This is a genomic window from Lysinibacillus sp. OF-1 (genome assembly GCF_028356935.1).
GTDB lineage: Bacteria > Bacillota > Bacilli > Bacillales_A > Planococcaceae > Lysinibacillus > Lysinibacillus fusiformis_D.
Genome location: NZ_CP102798.1, coordinates 1155722 through 1174542 on the forward strand (window position 1 = coordinate 1155722; position 18821 = coordinate 1174542).

The following is an 18821-nucleotide window of genomic DNA, read 5'->3' on the forward strand; positions in this document are numbered from 1 at the left end:
ACAAGGAGGGAGATGAGGCATGCTACTATCTGAGATGGTGGATAAGGAGTTAATTCAAATTGAGGGTGGCGTACATTTTGGCATCTTGGCACATACAGAATGCCTATTAGATGTGCAAACAGGGAAAATACATGGCTTTGAAATTGTGAAAGATAAACTACCATTCCAAAAAAAGAAAATGAAAGTTAGTGAAATGATACCTTGGCACGAAATTATCTTAATTGGTGAAGATCGGATTTTATTTAATAAAACATCTTCAGTACAGTCAGAATATTTACAGTGAGGTGAGCTTTTGGAAAACGAAAAATGGCTTGTTATCGGTGAGGACTCACGATTAAAGGAATTAGCGACAATGCTAAGAAGTCCATCGAGAACAGTGTTTTATAAAAGAACGACCGTTTGGAACGAGGAGTTAAATAAACTGGTTTTAGAATACCAACCAAATAAAATTATCCTACCAATTCTTCCATTAAAAATAGAAGTTGAGCAGCTCTATGGAATATCACAAGTTAAATTTTATACAGGCCGATTAACGATGCATTGGAAGCAATTACTAGAGAAAAATGAATCCATTTGCTATTTGCAGCAAGAATCGTTTATATGGCAAAATGCTCGGTTAACAGCGGAGGGATTTATCGCCACGTTTTACGGACTCGAGCAAAAATGTATTTACGGACAAAATTTTACAATCGCAGGCTTTGGACGCATCGCCAAAATGCTCGCCTCTTTACTAGTTAAGATGGGGGCGAACGTCCACATTGTTGCACGTTCTGTTGTACAAGTGAGCGAGGCAAAAGCATATGGCTATAAAGCTACGAATTTAGATGATCGTCGATGGTCTATTACGGATGATATTTTCATCAATACAATTCCAGCAAAATGGATTACAGAATCATTTATAGAGCATGTTCCAGCAGTTTTATATGATTTGGCCTCAGAGCCAGGCTGTTTAGATATAGATGCGGAGCAATTACAAACGTATGTACTATTGCCATCATTGCCTGGGAAATACTTTGCACATGACGCTGCTACAATCTTGTGCAAGGCAATAGAGGAGGAAGAAGATTGTTAACGGGGAAACGAATTGGGCTAGGTATTACAGCCTCACATTGTACGTATGAAGATGTCATACCTAAAATTCAAAATTTCATTGATGTCGGAGCAACGGTTGTGCCAATTATTACTCACTCCGTTTTACATGCGGCTACTCGCTTTGGTACTGGAGAGGAGTGGATTGCCAAAATAGAAGCATTAACAGGAGAAAAGGTTATTTCTTCTATAAAAGAGGCGGAACCATTTGGTCCATCCAATCCATTAGATGCAATGGTGATTGCGCCAATGACGGGCAATAGCATAAGTAAGTTTGCGAATGCAGCAACAGATAGTCCCGTATTAATGGCAGCGAAGGCAACATTGCGTAATGGATCACCTGTTGTATTAGGTATTTCAACAAATGATGCACTTGGTTTAAATGGTATAAACATTATGAAGCTGTTGAATGCCAAAAATATTTATTTTATTCCTTTTGGTCAGGATGCCCCCCTCTCCAAACCGAATTCTTTAATTGCTGATTTTGATCAAATGGTGGATACTGTTCATGCAGCAATTACGCAGAAAAAGCAATTACAACCGCTGTTGATACAATATTTCAAATAAATCATAGATTACACACAATTTTCAGTATTTTTGTGATACAATAGCACACATTATGGAACATGTATTCAAGGAGAGATGACAGATGACAAAGCAGTTAACAGTTGCGGTTGTTGGGGCAACAGGAGCAGTAGGTTCGAAAATGATGGAGCAATTAATTAAACGTAAATTTCCGATTGGGCATATTAAATTTCTAGCCTCTGCTCGTTCAGCGGGAAAATCAATCGAATTTAATGGTCAAACATATACAATTGAAGAAGCGACACCTGAAGCTTTCGAAGGCGTCAATGTCGCTTTATTCTCAGCTGGTGGGTCAGTATCAGCTGTGCTTGCACCAGAGGCAGCTAAGCGTGGTGCAGTAGTTATTGATAATACGAGCCATTTCCGTATGGATCCAGAGGTACCGCTTGTCGTACCTGAAGTGAATCGAGGCGACTTAGCGAAGCATAAAGGGATTATTGCGAATCCGAACTGCTCTACAATTCAAATGGTGGCTGCACTTGAGCCAATTCGTAAAGCATTTGGTTTAACGAAAGTAATCGTTTCAACATATCAAGCCGTTTCAGGAGCGGGTATTTCTGCTATTCAAGAATTAAAGGCACAGAGCGCAAATTGGGAAGCAGGTAAAGATGTAGAAGCAACTATTTTGCCGTCTGGTAGTGATAAACGTCATTACCCAATAGCACGCAATGTCATTCCACAAATCGATAAATTCACAGATAATGGATTTACATACGAAGAAATGAAAATGATTAATGAGACGAAAAAAATCATGCATGCACCAGAGCTCAAAGTAGCTGCTACTTGCGTTCGTGTTCCAGTCGTTTCAGGTCACTCTGAATCTGTTTATATTGAGGTAGAGAAAGAAGCGTCAATCCAAGAGATTTTTGACGTATTACGCAATGCACCAGGTGTAGTATTACAAGATGATATTGCAACACAAACTTACCCAATGCCTATTTATGCAGAAGGGGAAGACGCTACTTTTGTAGGACGTATCCGTCAAGATTTAGACAACAATAAAGGATTCCATCTATGGATCGTTTCTGACAATTTATTAAAAGGCGCCGCATTAAACTCTATCCAAATTGCAGAAGCAATGCTTGAGGATAACTTACTATAAGAGGGGTGTAAGGATGAATTTAGGTCGAATTGGGACGGCTATGATTACGCCGTTCAAAGATGATGGCACGATTAATTATCCAGAACTAGAACGTATTATTAATCATTTGATAGACAACGGTACAGACTGTATCGTTGCCTGTGGTACGACTTCTGAAAACCCAACAATGTCTACTGAGGAAAAAATCGAAGTTGTGCGCTTTACAGTAGAGAAAGTAGCAGGACGCGTACCGGTTATTGCAGGTACAGGGGACAATGAAACAGCCTACTCGATAGCGATGACTCATAAAGCAGAAGAAAATGGAGCAGACGGTATTATGCTTGTAGCTCCATATTATAATAAGCCGAATCAACGTGGTATTTTCGCTCACTTTGAAACCATCGCTAAACAAACAAGTCTACCTGTTATGCTCTATAATGTCCCTGGGCGTACAGGTGTCAATGTTGCCTATGAAACTTCTGTTGCTTTAAGCAAGATTCCAAACATTGCTTGGATTAAAGAAGCGAGCGGTAACTTAGATCAGATGGGAGATGTTATAGAGAACATTGATCCAGATGATGACTTCTTAGTGTATAGTGGGGATGATGGTTTAACATTACCGTTAATGGCCATAGGCGGAGCAGGCGTTATTTCTGTAGCAGCCCATGTTGTAGGCAATGATATGCAATTAATGATTAAAGCGTTTGAAGAAGGAAATCATAAGCTAGCAGCCAAAATTCACCGAGCATTATTACCTTTAGTACGTGCGCTGTTCGCTCAACCGAACCCATCGCCTATTAAATATGCGATGACAAAGTTAGGCTTTGATACACTCAATGTACGTCTGCCAATGATGGAAATGACAGATGAAGAAAAAGAGAACTTTGACCGAATTTGGGATACGTACCAAGAAAAAGCGAAAAATTTTCGATAATGAGCAACGAGGCTGATAACTCTATCGGCCTCGTTTTTGTATGCTATAAACATCCATTCATCACTTCTCATCCTTAAAAATACTTGATTAACTCTATTCGTACAAGGTATCCAATATTTGTTTTTCCATCTACTAGCAATCAGCAAATCAAAAGAAAATCTATTTCCTACGTGAAACATGTATTTTTAATTTGTGCAAAAGCTTTGCAAACCGTATAATAAATGTTAAGTGGTTGCTGTTCGGGATATTTTTTAGGAGGAAATAAATTGACAAAAAAGAAAAATGAATTGATTCGTATCATCCCTCTTGGGGGTGTAGGCGAAATTGGGAAAGCAATGTACGTAGTAGAAATTGATGAAGAGCTATTTGTAGTGGATAGCGGCTTAATGTTCCCAGAAGATGAGATGCTAGGTATAGATATCGTGATTCCTGACATTACGTACTTAGAAGAAAATAAAGAACGTGTGAAAGGTATTTTCTTAACACATGGTCATGAAGATGCGATCGGCTCTATTGCCTATGTTTTACAAAAAATAAAGGCACCTGTGTACGGATCGAAATTAACCATTGCATTAGCAAAGGAACATTTAAAAGAATTACCTGCACCACATCAGGTGAAATTTTTCGAAGTAACAAACCGTAGTCGTATGAATTTTAACTCAACGTATGTAACATTCTTCCACACAACACATAGTATTCCCGATTCGTTAGGGGTAGTGTTCCATACATCTGAAGGCGCGATTGTTCATACAGGAGAGTTTAAATTCGATCAGTCAGCGACAGGTAAATTTAAACCTGATTTAGCAAAAATGGCACAGTTAGGGGAAGACGGCGTCTTTATTCTATTATCTGAGTCTTGCGAAGCTGAACGACCAGGCTATACGACATCGGAAATTGTGATTGAAGAGCAATTATCAAAAACATTCCACTCAGCACCAGGTCGTATTTTAGTAGCTGTCTATGCATCGAATTTTATTCGTATTCAGCAAGTTTTTGCCCAAGCCCAAAAATCATTCCGTAAAGTTGTGATTGTTGGTAAGCCATTGGAAAAAGCTGTTGATTTAGGTGTACAGCTTGGTTATTTAACAGTTGAAGAAGAGACAATTATTCCAATTTCAGAAATGCAAAAATATCAAGATGATGAAATTATCATTATTACAACTGGCAATAGAGGAGAGCCTCTAGATGCATTAGAAAAAATTGTCCGTAAGCACCATCGTGACATTAAAATTAAACAAGGTGATACGGTGTTAATTACATTTACACCTTCTCCTGGCATGGAAGTACAAATGGCTAATACGATGAACTCTATGTCAAAAGCCGGCGCTGAAATTTTGACTTCTAGTAAAAATGTCCACGTATCAGGACATGGTAGTCAGGAAGATTTGAAGCTGATGCTGAATTTAATGCAGCCAAAGTATTTTATTCCTGTTCAAGGTGAATATCGTATGCTCATTGCTCACTCGAAGTTAGCGCAACAGCTCGGTATGCAAAAATCACAAATCTTTATCGCCGATAAAGGGGATATCGTAGAATACAAAAATAATAAAATGCGCATGAGTGGTCGTGTACAAGCTGGTAACGTATTAATTGACGGTATCGGTGTAGGCGATGTAGGAAATATTGTACTTCGTGATCGTAAATTATTATCGCAGGATGGTATTTTCATTGTAGTCGTGACATTAAATCGAGCACAAAAGAAAATTGCCTCTGGCCCAGAAATTTTATCACGAGGCTTTGTCTATGTACGAGAATCAGAGGAATTAATGATTGAGGCATCTGACATTGCAAAAAATGTGATTGAAAAATATGTTGGGAAAGATACATTTGAATGGACGAATATTAAACAAGAAATTCGAGATACACTCAATACGTATTTATTCCAAAAAACAAAACGTCGTCCAATGATTATTCCAATTATTATGGAATATTAATTGAACGAGCTCATCGTAAAGGTTTTGAGGAAAAAGTAGATGAAAAGGATTTTCTCCCAATTGCGGTGGAAAATCCTTTTTTTGAAATATTCGAGTTCTACATGTTATGATTCGCTACATATATAAAATGGATCGCAGAAGAAGGTGAAATAGATGGCAGTTAGTAAAAGAAAAAAAGTGACTAAAAGTAAAGCGACAACTGAAAAAAAAGATATGCATCCGCTTATGTATGAAATTTTAGGACTGCTTTTAATTGCATTAGCAGTCATTATGATTTTTGAATTTGGCATGATTGGTCGGATTCTAGAAAACATCGCAATGTTCCTTTTAGGTAATTTACATTTTGCTGTTCCATTTATGCTTATATTTGTTGCATTGTTAATGATGATTGGTCGTAAAAAAGTCAGTATGAAGGATCGATTAATACTTGGCATGGTACTCATTATTATGAGCTTAACGATTTTTAGTCATGGCATATTATTTGAACAGTTATCAAAATCAGGTGGTCTATTATCTGATTCTGTGCTGCGTGAATCGTGGCGAATATTAATCAATACAGATGGCATTATTCACCGCAGCAATGCTCTGGGCGGTGGGATGATTGGCGCCCTTTTATTTAGTGGGCTTCATGTATTATTTGAAGCCTCGGGGGCAAAAGTTGTTGCTTGGGTCATCTTCTTTATTGGGCTCATACTTGTCACTGGCAAAGCATTAGTGCCTTATTTAGCAGAAAAAACACCAGATCTATTTGGCAAATGGAAAAAAAAGCATCATGATAAAAAGAAAAATAAACCGAAAAAACCAAACAATCGCCGCTCAAGGGTAGAAAGTGGAGATGAGGTTGCGGCTGTAAATCAAATTACGGATGTGCCTGAACAAGAGGAAGAAATACCTCATGAGCCGATTATCTCTGCTTTTACGCAAAATGTCTCGCAGGAAAGAGCTGTGTTTGATACGCCTGCTATGGTGGAAAATGAAGTAGAAGAAGCAACGGATGAGGTTCATATTCAAGGTACAGATGCAGTGGAAAATGCAGACTATCAGCTACCGTCTTATAGCCTATTACAACTACCACCTCAACATGATCAAAGTGGTGAATATTCAGTTATCCAGGCGAATGCCAAAAAGCTTGAGCAAACATTACAAAGCTTTGGTGTAAAGGCAAAGGTAACACAAGTGCATTTAGGACCAGCTGTCACAAAATATGAAATTTTGCCAGATATAGGTGTGAAAGTAAGTAAAATTGTCAATCTGCAAGATGACCTTGCATTAGCACTTGCAGCTAAAGATATTCGGATGGAGGCCCCAATCCCTGGAAAATCTGCGATAGGTATTGAAGTGCCAAATAGCGAAGTGGCTATTGTAACACTTCGTGAGGTATTGGAATCGAAGGACGGTGCGAAGCCAGAAGCATTATTACAAGTAGCCTTCGGGCGTGATATTACAGGACAAGCTGTACTAGCCGAACTCAATAAAATGCCACATTTACTTGTAGCTGGTTCAACAGGCAGTGGGAAAAGTGTTTGTATAAATGGCATCGTTGTATCCATACTAATGCGTACAAAACCGCATGAAGTAAAACTTATGATGATCGACCCAAAAATGGTGGAGCTCAACGTTTATAATGGCATTCCTCATTTATTGGCTCCTGTCGTAACAGATGCACGTAAAGCTTCGCAAGCACTGAAAAAAGTGGTATCTGAAATGGAACGTCGCTATGACTTGTTCTCTCATACAGGTACACGAAATATTGAGGGCTACAATGCACATGTTCAAAAAGTGAATGAACAAACAGAGGAAAAAAATCCAAAGCTACCTTATATTGTAGTCATAGTGGATGAGTTAGCAGATTTGATGATGGTCGCATCAAGTGATGTTGAGGATTCTATTACACGATTAGCTCAAATGGCACGTGCAGCAGGAATTCATTTGATTATTGCAACACAACGACCAAGTGTAGACGTTTTGACAGGTGTTATTAAAGCGAATATTCCATCGAGAATTGCTTTTGCCGTTTCGTCAGCCATCGATTCAAGAACGATTTTAGATATGGGTGGAGCTGAGCGCCTACTTGGACGGGGTGATATGTTATTTTTACCTGCGGGCGCTTCCAAACCGAAAAGGGTGCAAGGTGCCTTTTTATCGGATCAAGAAGTAGAAGCAGTCGTTCATTTTGTTATAGAACAGCAAAAAGCGCAGTATCAGGAGGAGATGATTCCTACCGAAGAAGAAACCATTTTAGAGGAAACGGATGAATTATATGATGAAGCTGTCCAATTAGTTGTCAATATGCAAACAGCATCCGTTTCCATGCTGCAACGTCGCTTCCGTATTGGCTATTCAAGGGCTGCACGAATTGTCGATCAAATGGAGCAACGTGGGGTTGTAGGGCCACCAGAGGGCAGTAAGCCTCGTCAAGTACTTGTTCACCAATATGATAACTAAGCAAAAAAGCTAGATGTCGAAATGGTGAGAACTACTGTATATTTGTCCAAATATTTGCAAAGAAAATGAAGAAAGAATGAATTCTATAACAGATTTTATTCAAAACTGTTTATTTCATTCTGCAAAAATGTTATATTTATGAACGATTAGTAGGAATGTTGTACATCAGATGTCTGATCTCTGATTTGGTGGTGATATATGTGACTATTAAAGCAGATCATCGTCATCTCTATCTTCAAGTTATCGATCGTTTAAAATCTGACATTGAGGCTGGCATTTTTAAAGAAAATGAAAAGCTGCCTTCAGAGTTTGAATTATCGAAATCACTAGGAGTCAGTCGAGCTACTCTTAGAGAAGCTCTTCGACTGTTGGAAGAGGAAAATGTGATTGTGCGCCGACATGGGGTTGGGACTTTTGTCAATCCTAAGCCGTTGTTTACATCAGGCATCGAGCATCTATCGAGCATTTCTTCTATGATCGAAACAGCAGGTATGGAGCCGGGTTCCCGTTTTTTAAAGGCAACTGAGCACACACCTTCTGAAGAAGATTTAAAACGCTTCCAATGTGATGGCGACGATAAAATACTCACGATTGAACGTGTCAGAACAGCGGATGGTGAGCCAGTAGTTTACTGCATAGACAGGCTACCCGCAAGCTTCCTGCCTACTGACTTTGTCGAAAAAAAAGAAGTTTCACTGTTCTCTGCTTTAGAGCAATCAGGCAAAATTCATGTAGCCTATGCTGTAACTTATATTGATCCAATTGGGTATCATGAACAAGCCTCACCGATTTTAAATTGCGGACGTGAAACAGCTCTTTTAGTGTTAAAGCAGTTGCATTACGATGACCATGATCAAGTAGTGCTCTATTCAAAAAATTATTTCCGAGCTGATAAATTCAGCTTCCATGTAGTTCGTAAACGGGTGTAGAACATTTCTAAATTTTTTTCCTGCTAATTACAATACCTTTGGGGGGTTAATTAAATGAAAAAACGTAAATTTGGTTTAGTATTAACATCAGTATTAGCGGCAAGTGCTATTTTAGGTGCTTGTGGTACGAAAGACGACGAAAAACCTGCAAAAGACAATGACAATGCTTCAGGCGGCGACAAAACAGAAGAAACTTTCTCAGTAGCAATGGTTACTGATGTAGGTGGCGTTGATGACAAATCATTCAACCAATCTGCATGGGAAGGTGTACAAGCTTACGGTAAAGAGCACGGCTTATCAAAAGGTGATGGTTTTGATTACCTACAATCAAAATCAGATGCAGACTATGATTCAAATTTAAATGCATTACTACGTCGTGACTTCAATTTAATTTTCGGTATTGGTTATATGATGGAAGATGCAATGGCTGCAATTTCTGAGGAAAATCCAGATGGCCAATTTGCAATCATTGATGCTGAAGTAAAAGCAGACAACGTAGTATCAGTAATGTTCAAAGAGCAAGAAGGTGCTTTCTTAGCGGGTGTAGCGGCAGCGAAAATGTCTAAATCAGGTAAAATCGGCTTCGTAGGTGGCGTAGATATCCCAGTTATTAATCGCTTTGAAGCTGGATTCCTTGAAGGGGCAAAAGCTGTAAACCCAGATATCATCATCGAAGATAAATACACAGGTGCATTTGATAAAGCGGATGTTGGTAAAATTACAGCAAGCGGTATGTTCTCATCAGGTGTTGATGTAATCTTCCACGCTGCTGGTGCAACTGGTAACGGTGTATTCTCTGAAGCAAAAGAACGTAAGAAAAAAGATCCAGAGGCAAACATTTGGGTAATTGGTGTAGATGCTGACCAATACGAAGAAGGTAAAGTAGACGATAAAACAAACGTAACATTAACTTCAATGTTAAAAGGTGTTAATACAGCAGTAGTAGATATTTCAAATAGAGCAAAAAATGGTGATTTCCCAGGCGGAGAAACACTTACTTATGGTTTAGCTGAAGACGGTGTTAAACTTGCAGATTCACGCGGTGCGATTCCAGAAGATGTACAAAAAGTAATTGATGAATATAAAGAGAAGATTGCTAAGGGTGAAATCAAAGTTCCAGAAAAAGTGGAAAAATAATTCAACTCTTGATCATCATAAGGGACTTTTAGAAGGACCTTATGATGATTTTTCAATCTATCGTTATATTTAGATTATTCGCAATACTCTATTTAACTAGATTTATAGGAATCTTATAGAGGTAAATCATGATGGTAATAAGTTAATAGAAGAAAGGTTTCTAACGATGACCTTTCCTGTATTAATTTAGCAAAACAACTACCTCTATAGGTGGGTTTAGATCAAGCAATAATTCTAGCCTCTGGTAGAAATTGACTACTGGACGTATGGCTTATCTGTACCATCAATCATGTAGCAGCAGATACTATACGCTAAGGCAAAAATACTTAATAAGTGCCTATTAAGGGAGTGACAATTTTGGAATATGTGATTGAGATGCTTGGAATCCGTAAAGAATTCGGGAGTTTCGTGGCGAATAATAACATCACCCTCCAACTGAAACAAGGCGAAATCCATGCATTGCTTGGTGAAAATGGTGCAGGTAAATCGACTTTGATGAACGTCCTTTTTGGTTTATATCAACCAGAGGGTGGCGAAATTCATGTTCGTGGGAAGGCTGTAAAAATTACAAACCCGAATGTTGCCAATGATTTAGGAATTGGCATGGTGCATCAGCACTTTATGTTGGTAGAAAACTTTACGGTTACAGAAAACATTATTTTAGGCACGGAGCCTACTAAAATGGGGATTGTCAATATAAAAGATGCGGCGAAGAAAGTACACGCACTTTCTGAAAAATATGGATTGGATGTTGATCCAAATGCCAAAATCGAAGACATCACAGTTGGTATGCAACAACGTGTTGAAATATTAAAAACATTGTATCGTGGTGCCGAAATTTTAATTTTTGATGAACCTACGGCTTCATTAACACCACAAGAGATTACAGAATTAATTCAAATTATGCGTCGACTGATTGCAGAAGGTAAATCTATTATTTTAATTACGCATAAGCTAAAAGAAATTATGGAAGTTTCAGATCGTGTGACGATTATCCGTAAAGGAGAAGGGATTGGCACTGTTGTAACCGCTGCCACAAATCCTGATCAATTGGCTGAAATGATGGTTGGCCGTCAAGTTGAATTTAAAACAGAAAAAATTGACGCAAACCCAACTGAAGAAGTGCTATCGATTGAAAAGTTGGTAGTAACGGATTACCGAGATATTGATAAGGTAAAAGGTTTGAACTTAAATGTTCGCAGAGGTGAAATCGTAGGTATAGCTGGTATCGATGGTAACGGTCAGTCCGAATTAATCGAAGCCATTACAGGACTACGTAAAATCAAAAGTGGGACAGTTAAGTTAAATGGCAAAGATATTACCAATATGAAGCCTCGTAAAATTACAGAGGAAGGCGTCGGTCATATCCCACAAGACCGTCATAAACATGGTTTAGTGTTAGATTTCCCGATTGGTCATAATATTGCACTGCAAACGTATTACCAATCTCCAATTGCAAAGGGTTTTGTCATGGATTATAAAAAAGTGTCGGAAAAAGCTCGTCAAATCATTGAAGAGTATGATGTGCGTACAGGTAATGGTGAAATGACACCGGCTCGTGCATTATCTGGAGGTAACCAACAAAAAGCTATTATCGGTCGTGAAATCGACCGTAATCCAGATTTATTAATTGCTGCTCTACCAACACGTGGACTTGACGTAGGGGCTATTGAATTCATTCACTCTCGTCTCATTGAGCAACGTGATAAAGGAAAAGCCGTTCTGTTAATCTCATTTGAATTAGATGAGGTCATGAATGTATCGGATCGTATTGCTGTTATTTATGATGGACAAATAGTAGATGAGTTAAATCCAAAAGAAACAACAGAACAAGAGCTAGGCTTACTTATGGCAGGGCAAAGTAAAAAAAATAATAAGCATGATGCGAAGGAGGGGAACGACTAATGTCAAATCGTGTCATTAATCTACTCGTTCCTATCATCTCTATCATTATCGGTTTAATTGTAGGGGCTATCGTTATGGTAGTCAGTGGCTATGACCCAGTAGAAGGTTATATTGCTCTTTGGACAGGTATTTTTGGAGATTCATATTCAATTGGGAACACAATTCGTCAAATAACACCTTATATTTTGGCAGGTCTTGCAGTAGCATTTGCATTCCGCACAGGACTGTTCAATATTGGGGTTGAGGGTCAGCTGATTTTAGGTTGGCTAGCAGCAGCTTGGGTAGGATACGCATTTGAGCTACCTAAAGTTATTCACTTACCATTGGCATTACTTGCTGCTGCAGCTGCAGGTGCATTTTGGGCCTTTATTGCAGGTTTCTTAAAAGCGAAATTTAAAGTCCATGAAGTTATTGCGACAATTATGCTCAACTATACTGCGCTTTATATTGCCAACGCAGTGATTAAAAAATTGTCCGATGGAAGCTTTAAAACAGAACGTATCCATGAATCAGCTTCTTTACGTTCTCCGTTTTTAAGAGAGCTTACAGACAATTCAAGTCTTCACTATGGGATCATTGTTGCACTATTAATGGTAGTAGTTATGTGGTTCATTTTAGAAAAAACAACACGTGGATACGAGCTAAAAGCAGTAGGCTTTAACAAAAATGCTGCCGATTATGCAGGTATGAGTGTTAATAAAAATATTATTTTAGCGATGACGATTTCAGGAATGTTTGCAGGTCTTGGTGGTGCGATGGAAGCTTTAGGTACATTCCAAAACGCATCTATTAAACCTGGCTTTACAGGAATCGGTTTTGACGGTATCGCCGTTGCGCTACTTGGTGCGAATACACCACTTGGGGTAGTGTTTGGAGCATCACTATTCGGTTCATTAAAATATGGTGCATTAAATATGCCAAATGCTGCGGGTATTCCAGAAGAAATCGTATCAATTATCATCGCATTGATTATCTTCTTCGTTGCATCAGGCTATATTATTCGAGTAGGCTTGCAAAAGCTGAGCAAGAAAAAGGAGGGACAATAACATGAGCTTTTTAGAAATGTTATATTTCATCATCCCTTCAGCGATTCTTTATGCAACACCTTTGATTTTTACTGCTATCGGTGGAGTATTCTCTGAACGCTCTGGTGTAGTCAACATCGGGCTAGAAGGCTTAATGATTGTTGGTGCTTTTGTTGGTATTTTTGTCAATTTAGAATTCGCTTCATCATTAGGTGTGGCAACGATTTGGGTAGCGATGTTAGCAGCTATGATTATTGGTGGGATTTTCTCTCTTTTCCATGCTGTTGCTTCGATCTCTTTCCGTGCCGATCAAACAGTTTCAGGTGTAGCCATTAACTTACTTGGCTTAGCTGCTACAGTTTTCTTAGTTAAAATGATTTATGATAAAGGTCAAACGGATATGATTACACGTCCAATCGACCGTTTCGGTATTCCTTATTTAGAGGATATTCCATTCTTTGGTCCTTTATTGTTCCATGATGTTTACAGCACATCTATTTTAGCATTTGCGGTAGCCATTGGTGCTTGGTTTATTATCTATAAAACACCATTCGGCTTGCGTTTACGTGCTGTGGGTGAGCACCCAATGGCAGCAGATACAATGGGGATTAATGTTAATAAAATGCGCTATATTGCCGTTGTTATTTCTGGGGCATTAGGTGGTCTTGGTGGTGCAGTCTATGCACAAACAATTACACATGACTTTTCGCATGCAACAATTGCTGGACAAGGTTTCATGGCCATTGCCGCTATGATTTTCGGGAAATGGCATCCAATTGGTGCATTAGGAGCAGCCTTATTCTTCGGTTTAGCGCAAACATTAAGTATTGCAGGAAGTCAAATTCCATTCATCGAGAATGTACCAGCCGTTTATCTGCAAATTTTACCATACGTCTTAACAATCCTTGCATTAGCAGGCTTTATTGGTAAAGCGAATGCTCCAAAAGCAAGTGGACAGCCTTATATTAAAGGTAAACGTTAAGAAAAATGAATCAAAAAGACTGAGTGAACGATGCTCAGTCTTTTTTTACATATGAAATTGGTGTATTTTTTAATTTTTCCCATACATACTTTGGATTCTTTTTGCAATTATAGACAATAGACATGTATAGTATGTGTAGTACATCGTTATATTAAGAAGGATAGGAGGGTTTCATATGTTTAAAACAATACCTTTTGCAAAAGGTGTCAATTTGCATATCCGACAAACAACCCAATTTAAAACCGTAAATTTTTCGATTAAATGGAGAAGAGCATTAACTGCTAAAAGTGCATCGGAACGTACAGTGTTAACCAATGTACTACAGCATAGTAATGCTAAATATAAAACAACTGCTGCTTTCCGTAGCTTTTTAGATGATTTATATGGTACTGTTTTATATTTTGATACATCAAAACGAGGTAATGAACATACGGTGCTAATGAATGTGGAGACTGTGAATGATCATTATCTAGCAAATACAAGTGTCTTAAACGACGTACTTGGTTTATTGCACACAGCTATTTTTGAGCCTAATTTAGAAAACGGTGTCTTTAAGGAATCGATTGTAGAACGGGAGAAGAAAACAGTCATTCAACGGATTGAATCTATTTTTGATGATAAATCTCGTTTTGCTCAGTTCCGTTTACAACAAATCTTGAGACCAAACGAGCCTGCATCGATTTCGGCTAATGGTAGCGTAGAAGAAATTCAAAAAATTACGCCTGCTTCTTTATTTGAGGCATACCAATCCATGCTCGCTAACGACAAAATAGATATTTATGTTGCTGGAGACATTAATGAAGAGGAACTTGTAGCGAAATTAAAAAAAGCGCTACCATTTAATGATCGCACACCAGAGGAAGTGCCAGCAGTATTACCACAACAGCATCCTGACAATGATTACGTAAGAGAACAGCATGAAATGAAACAAGGTAAGCTTCATATTGGCTTTAGCACGCCTATTCGATTTGGAGATGCTGATTTTGCTAAAATGCAGATTTTTAATGGCATTTTTGGAGGCTATCCTCATGCTAAATTATTTATGAATGTGCGTGAGAAAGAGAGTCTTGCTTATTACGCATCAAGCTCCTATGCATCGCATTACGGTCTTCTGTTTGTTGTTTCTGGGATTGAAGCTAAAAATGAAGAAAAAGCATTGTCTTTAATTAAAGAACAACTTGCTGTCATGCAGGCTGGAGACATTACAGATTTAGAGCTGGAGCAAACAAAGGCTATGCTGACAAATCAGCTAAAAGAGTCCTTGGATTCTGCGCGTGGACAAATTGAAATTTTTGACCAATATAAAGATTTACCTGAGGAATTCTCTGTTGAAGCCTGGGCAAATAAGTGGAAAGCTGTAACAAAGGAAGACGTTGTTGCAATGGCTAAGCAAGTGCAGCTTGAAGCGGTCTATTTCTTATGTGGAAAGGAGCAAGCCGCACAATGAAAACAATTGAATTTAAACAACTAGATGAAACACTTTACTATGAAAAACTAGACAATGGCTTAGATGTATATATTTTACCAAAAAAGGGCTTTTCCAAAACATTTGTAACATTTACAACAAAGTACGGCTCTGTTGATCGTACGTTTGTACCAATCGGTGAAACGGAAAGTATTACAGTGCCAGATGGTATTGCACACTTTTTAGAGCATAAAATGTTCGAAAAAGAAGATGGTGATGTTTTTCAAAAATTTAGCGAATATGGTGCTTCGGCGAATGCCTTTACGTCGTTCACACGCACAGCTTATTTATTTTCATCTACTGACAATATATATAAGAGCACAGAAACTTTATTGAATTTTGTGCAAGAGCCATACTTTACAGAAGCTACTGTCAACAAAGAAAAAGGAATTATTGGGCAAGAAATTACGATGTATGATGATCAACCAGACTGGCGTCTATATTTTGGTACGATTGAAAATATGTATCATCAACATCCTGTAAAAATTGATATAGCAGGAACGATTGAATCGATTGACGGCATTACAGCAGAGCATTTATATACGTGTTACAATACGTTTTATCATCCTTCAAATATGTTATTATTTGTCATTGGCGCTGTAGAGCCAGAGGAAATGATGACTTTTATTCGTGACAATCAAGGTAAAAAAGAGTTCCCAGAGCCAACACCAATTCAACGTTTCTTTGATACAGAACCAACAGACGTAGCGATTAAAGAACGTACATTAAATATGGATGTACAAAAGCCGAAAATTTATGTTGGTTTGAAAGCAAAGGATACGAATTTATCAGGACAGGATATGTTAAAGCATGAGCTGTCTGTTCAAATCGCGCTTGAACTTATTTTTGGCCGTACATCTAATTTTTATGAACGTGTCTATGAAGAAGGTTTAATCGATGAGACCTATGCATTTGATTTTACGTTAGAAAAAGGCTTTGGTTTTGCCATGATTGGTTCGGATTCAGCAGAGCCTGATAAATTGGCCCAAGCGATAAAAGAAGAATTAGTGAAATATGAGGGGAATAGCCAATTGGATAGTGCTGGTTTGGAACGTATAAAACGTAAAAAAATTGGCTTCTTCCTACGAGCATTAAATTCGATTGAATTCATCGCAAACCAATTTACACGTTATTCCTTTAATGATATGAATTTGTTTGATGTGGTACCAGTTCTTGAAACATTAACAATAGAGGATTTACACAAAGCCTTTACTTCTATTCAAGGAGAATCCCAACAAACAGTCTTTAAAATTTTGCCAAGCAAGCAGGGAGCACAGTGAAAAAATTTGCCCTTGTTTTAGGCGCATCAGGTGAGATTGGTCGTGCCATTTGTCAAAGTCTTGCAGAAGATGGATGGTCCATCTATGTGCATTATTCGAATAATAAAAATGCGGCACATAAATTATGTGATTCGCTTTCTAAAACCTTCCCTGCACAAGAGTTTATGCTTGTGCAGGGGGATTTTTCTATTTTAACAGGAGCGGAAATGGTAGCCGCGCAAATTTTTAATGTGCAGGCCATTGTCTTTGCAAATGGGCAGGCACATTATTCGCTGCTCGAAGATACAACAGTGGAGGATATGGATGCTTTATGGCGTGTCCACGTTCAAAATCCAATGCGACTGACAGCTTTACTATCTGAGAAATTGCGTAAGCATGAGGTGAGCTATGTATTATTCATTGGCTCCATTTGGGGAGAGGCTGGCTCAGCGGGTGAGGCACTTTATGCAACCGTTAAGGGAGCACAACATGCTTTTGTCAAATCCTATGCAAAAGAAGCGGCACTATCCCGTATTCGAGTAAATGCTGTTGCTCCAGGGTTTATAAATACGTCAATGAACAGCCATTTAAATCAAGAAGAACTTAATTATATTTTAGAAGATATTCCTTTAGGTACCATTGGTCAGACAAAGGATGTAGCTGAAATGGTACGTTTTTATTTGTCTGGTAAAGCAGATTATGTGACAGGACAAATCATACGATTAAATGGCGGTTGGTACATATAATATTCTTTTTTGCACATACTACATGTGTAAAGGAGGAGGAAATATGACCATTTTAGAAAACTGGCAAAAATGGACATCGTTTTTAGGACAAAACGTTATGCAAGCTGAATCGAGTGGTATGCCAAAGAAAATGATTCAAACGGCTGCTGTCCAAATTGGGGAATATTTAGCGACAAATGTCGATCCTAAAAACGAACAAGAGCGAGTGCTGTCGGATTTATGGGGCGTTGCCTCTGAAGATGAGAAGCATGCATTAGCGAATTGTGTCATTAAGCTTGTACAAAATAAGCATGTGCAGTAAATAAAAGAGGAGAGCCAATCTCCTCTTTTTTCTATATAAAAAAGCTATTTATCTACGAAAAAGGGAACGTATGTAAGCCTAATCTACATGCATCAAAAAAAATTAGTAAATAACGCCGTAATTCCATGTATTCTAACTTTCCATTACATAAAAAATCAGCTATGATGGAACTTATAAAGGATTTTTTACGTTAACTAATAGGAAGGGAACGAGTGTGTTGAGCGATTGGTACTTTGAATATGAAATTCAGGTGAATCGCCCTGGATTATTAGGAGATATTGCTTCACTTTTAGGGATGCTTCGTGTCAATATTATATCAATAAATGGTGTCGATGAGGACCGACGTGGTATGTTAGTGCATACAGACAATGATGAGGCGATTGAACGTTTTCGTACAATTGTTTCGACAATGGAACATATTAACGTAACCAAATTTCGACAACCAAAACTTCGTGACCGCCTAGCTATTCGGCATGGTCGTTATATTCCTCGAGATGCAGACGAAAAAAACACTTTCCACTTCGTAAGAGACGAACTTGGTATTTTAGTCGATTTTATGGCAGAGCTTTTTAAAAAAGAAGGACATAAGCTAATTGGTATTCGTGGTATGCCACGCGTTGGAAAAACTGAATCCATTGTAGCTGCAAGTGTTTGTGCCAATAAAAAATGGATTTTCTTATCGTCTACAATGATTAAACAAACTGTTCGTAATAAACTTGTGGGAGACGAATTTAGTCGTAACAATATTTTTATTTTAGATGGTATTGTGACTCGGCGTTCATCTGATGAGCGACATTTGCAATTAGTGCGTGAAATGATGAATATGCCTTGCATTAAAGTTGTTGAGCATCCAGATATGTTTGTGCAGCATTCAGAATATAAAATAGAGGATTTTGATTATATCATTGAATTACGTCATCACACGGATGAAGAAATTACTTATGAAATAATGGAAAAAAATCACATGTCCGAATCCGATTCATTTGGAGGATTTAATTTTTAAT

Annotated in this window: 17 protein-coding genes; all 17 read left to right on the top strand. The window is 38.2% G+C overall.

Annotated features, from left to right (window positions below; genetic code table 11):
* Positions 1-19 precede the first annotated feature (19 nt).
* The 17 genes from NV349_RS05410 (at position 20) to NV349_RS05490 (ending at position 18820) form a co-directional block, all read left to right on the top strand.
* Entirely contained in the window at positions 20-283 is a 264-nt protein-coding gene (locus NV349_RS05410; RefSeq protein ID WP_036121342.1) for a YlmC/YmxH family sporulation protein, read from the top strand.
* A gap of 9 nt (positions 284-292) precedes the next feature.
* Positions 293-1072: an NAD(P)-dependent oxidoreductase gene (locus NV349_RS05415; protein ID WP_036121339.1), complete on the top strand. Its 780-nt coding sequence runs from the start codon at positions 293-295 to the stop codon at positions 1070-1072.
* Positions 1066-1656 carry a dipicolinate synthase subunit B gene (locus NV349_RS05420; protein ID WP_089932009.1) on the top strand — a complete coding sequence of 197 codons (591 nt, stop codon included), beginning with the start codon at positions 1066-1068 and terminating at the stop codon, positions 1654-1656. The genes NV349_RS05415 and NV349_RS05420 overlap by 7 nt, the downstream gene beginning before the upstream one ends.
* An 82-nt stretch (positions 1657-1738) precedes the next feature.
* Positions 1739-2776, top strand: a complete 1038-nt coding sequence (locus NV349_RS05425; protein ID WP_058843933.1) for an aspartate-semialdehyde dehydrogenase — start codon at positions 1739-1741, stop codon at positions 2774-2776.
* A gap of 13 nt (positions 2777-2789) precedes the next feature.
* On the top strand, positions 2790-3689 hold the full coding sequence (gene dapA, locus NV349_RS05430; protein WP_058843932.1) for a 4-hydroxy-tetrahydrodipicolinate synthase: 900 nt from the start codon (positions 2790-2792) through the stop codon (positions 3687-3689).
* Positions 3690-3955: 266 nt separating this feature from the next.
* Entirely contained in the window at positions 3956-5623 is a 1668-nt protein-coding gene (locus NV349_RS05435) for a ribonuclease J (protein ID WP_058843931.1), read from the top strand.
* A gap of 153 nt (positions 5624-5776) precedes the next feature.
* Positions 5777-8068: an FtsK/SpoIIIE family DNA translocase gene (locus NV349_RS05440; RefSeq protein ID WP_271912527.1), complete on the top strand. Its 2292-nt coding sequence runs from the start codon at positions 5777-5779 to the stop codon at positions 8066-8068.
* Positions 8069-8268: 200 nt separating this feature from the next.
* Complete coding sequence (locus NV349_RS05445) at positions 8269-8997, top strand: GntR family transcriptional regulator (protein ID WP_036121324.1); 729 nt, start codon at positions 8269-8271, stop codon at positions 8995-8997.
* Positions 8998-9051: 54 nt separating this feature from the next.
* Positions 9052-10134, top strand: coding sequence for a BMP family lipoprotein (locus NV349_RS05450; RefSeq protein WP_058843929.1), 1083 nt, complete (start codon positions 9052-9054; stop codon positions 10132-10134).
* A 357-nt stretch (positions 10135-10491) separates the two neighbouring features.
* Positions 10492-12039, top strand: a complete 1548-nt coding sequence (locus NV349_RS05455) for an ABC transporter ATP-binding protein (protein ID WP_089932014.1) — start codon at positions 10492-10494, stop codon at positions 12037-12039.
* Complete coding sequence (locus NV349_RS05460) at positions 12039-13085, top strand: ABC transporter permease (RefSeq protein ID WP_036121315.1); 1047 nt, start codon at positions 12039-12041, stop codon at positions 13083-13085. Before NV349_RS05455 ends, NV349_RS05460 begins: the two co-directional genes overlap by 1 nt.
* 1 nt (position 13086) lies before the next feature.
* Complete coding sequence (locus NV349_RS05465) at positions 13087-14046, top strand: ABC transporter permease (protein ID WP_036121312.1); 960 nt, start codon at positions 13087-13089, stop codon at positions 14044-14046.
* A gap of 175 nt (positions 14047-14221) precedes the next feature.
* On the top strand, positions 14222-15493 hold the full coding sequence (yfmF, locus tag NV349_RS05470) for an EF-P 5-aminopentanol modification-associated protein YfmF (RefSeq protein WP_058843927.1): 1272 nt from the start codon (positions 14222-14224) through the stop codon (positions 15491-15493).
* The gene (gene yfmH, locus NV349_RS05475) at positions 15490-16791 is read left to right on the top strand and encodes an EF-P 5-aminopentanol modification-associated protein YfmH (protein WP_271912529.1); all 1302 of its coding nucleotides are present in this window, start codon (positions 15490-15492) and stop codon (positions 16789-16791) included. Before yfmF ends, yfmH begins: the two co-directional genes overlap by 4 nt.
* Positions 16788-17516 carry an elongation factor P 5-aminopentanone reductase gene (gene ymfI, locus NV349_RS05480; protein ID WP_036121304.1) on the top strand — a complete coding sequence of 243 codons (729 nt, stop codon included), beginning with the start codon at positions 16788-16790 and terminating at the stop codon, positions 17514-17516. Before yfmH ends, ymfI begins: the two co-directional genes overlap by 4 nt.
* 43 nt (positions 17517-17559) lie before the next feature.
* Complete coding sequence (locus NV349_RS05485; protein WP_004224939.1) at positions 17560-17817, top strand: DUF3243 domain-containing protein; 258 nt, start codon at positions 17560-17562, stop codon at positions 17815-17817.
* 217 nt (positions 17818-18034) lie between these two features.
* Positions 18035-18820: a DUF3388 domain-containing protein gene (locus tag NV349_RS05490; RefSeq protein ID WP_008178931.1), complete on the top strand. Its 786-nt coding sequence runs from the start codon at positions 18035-18037 to the stop codon at positions 18818-18820.
* Position 18821: the final 1 nt, after the last annotated feature.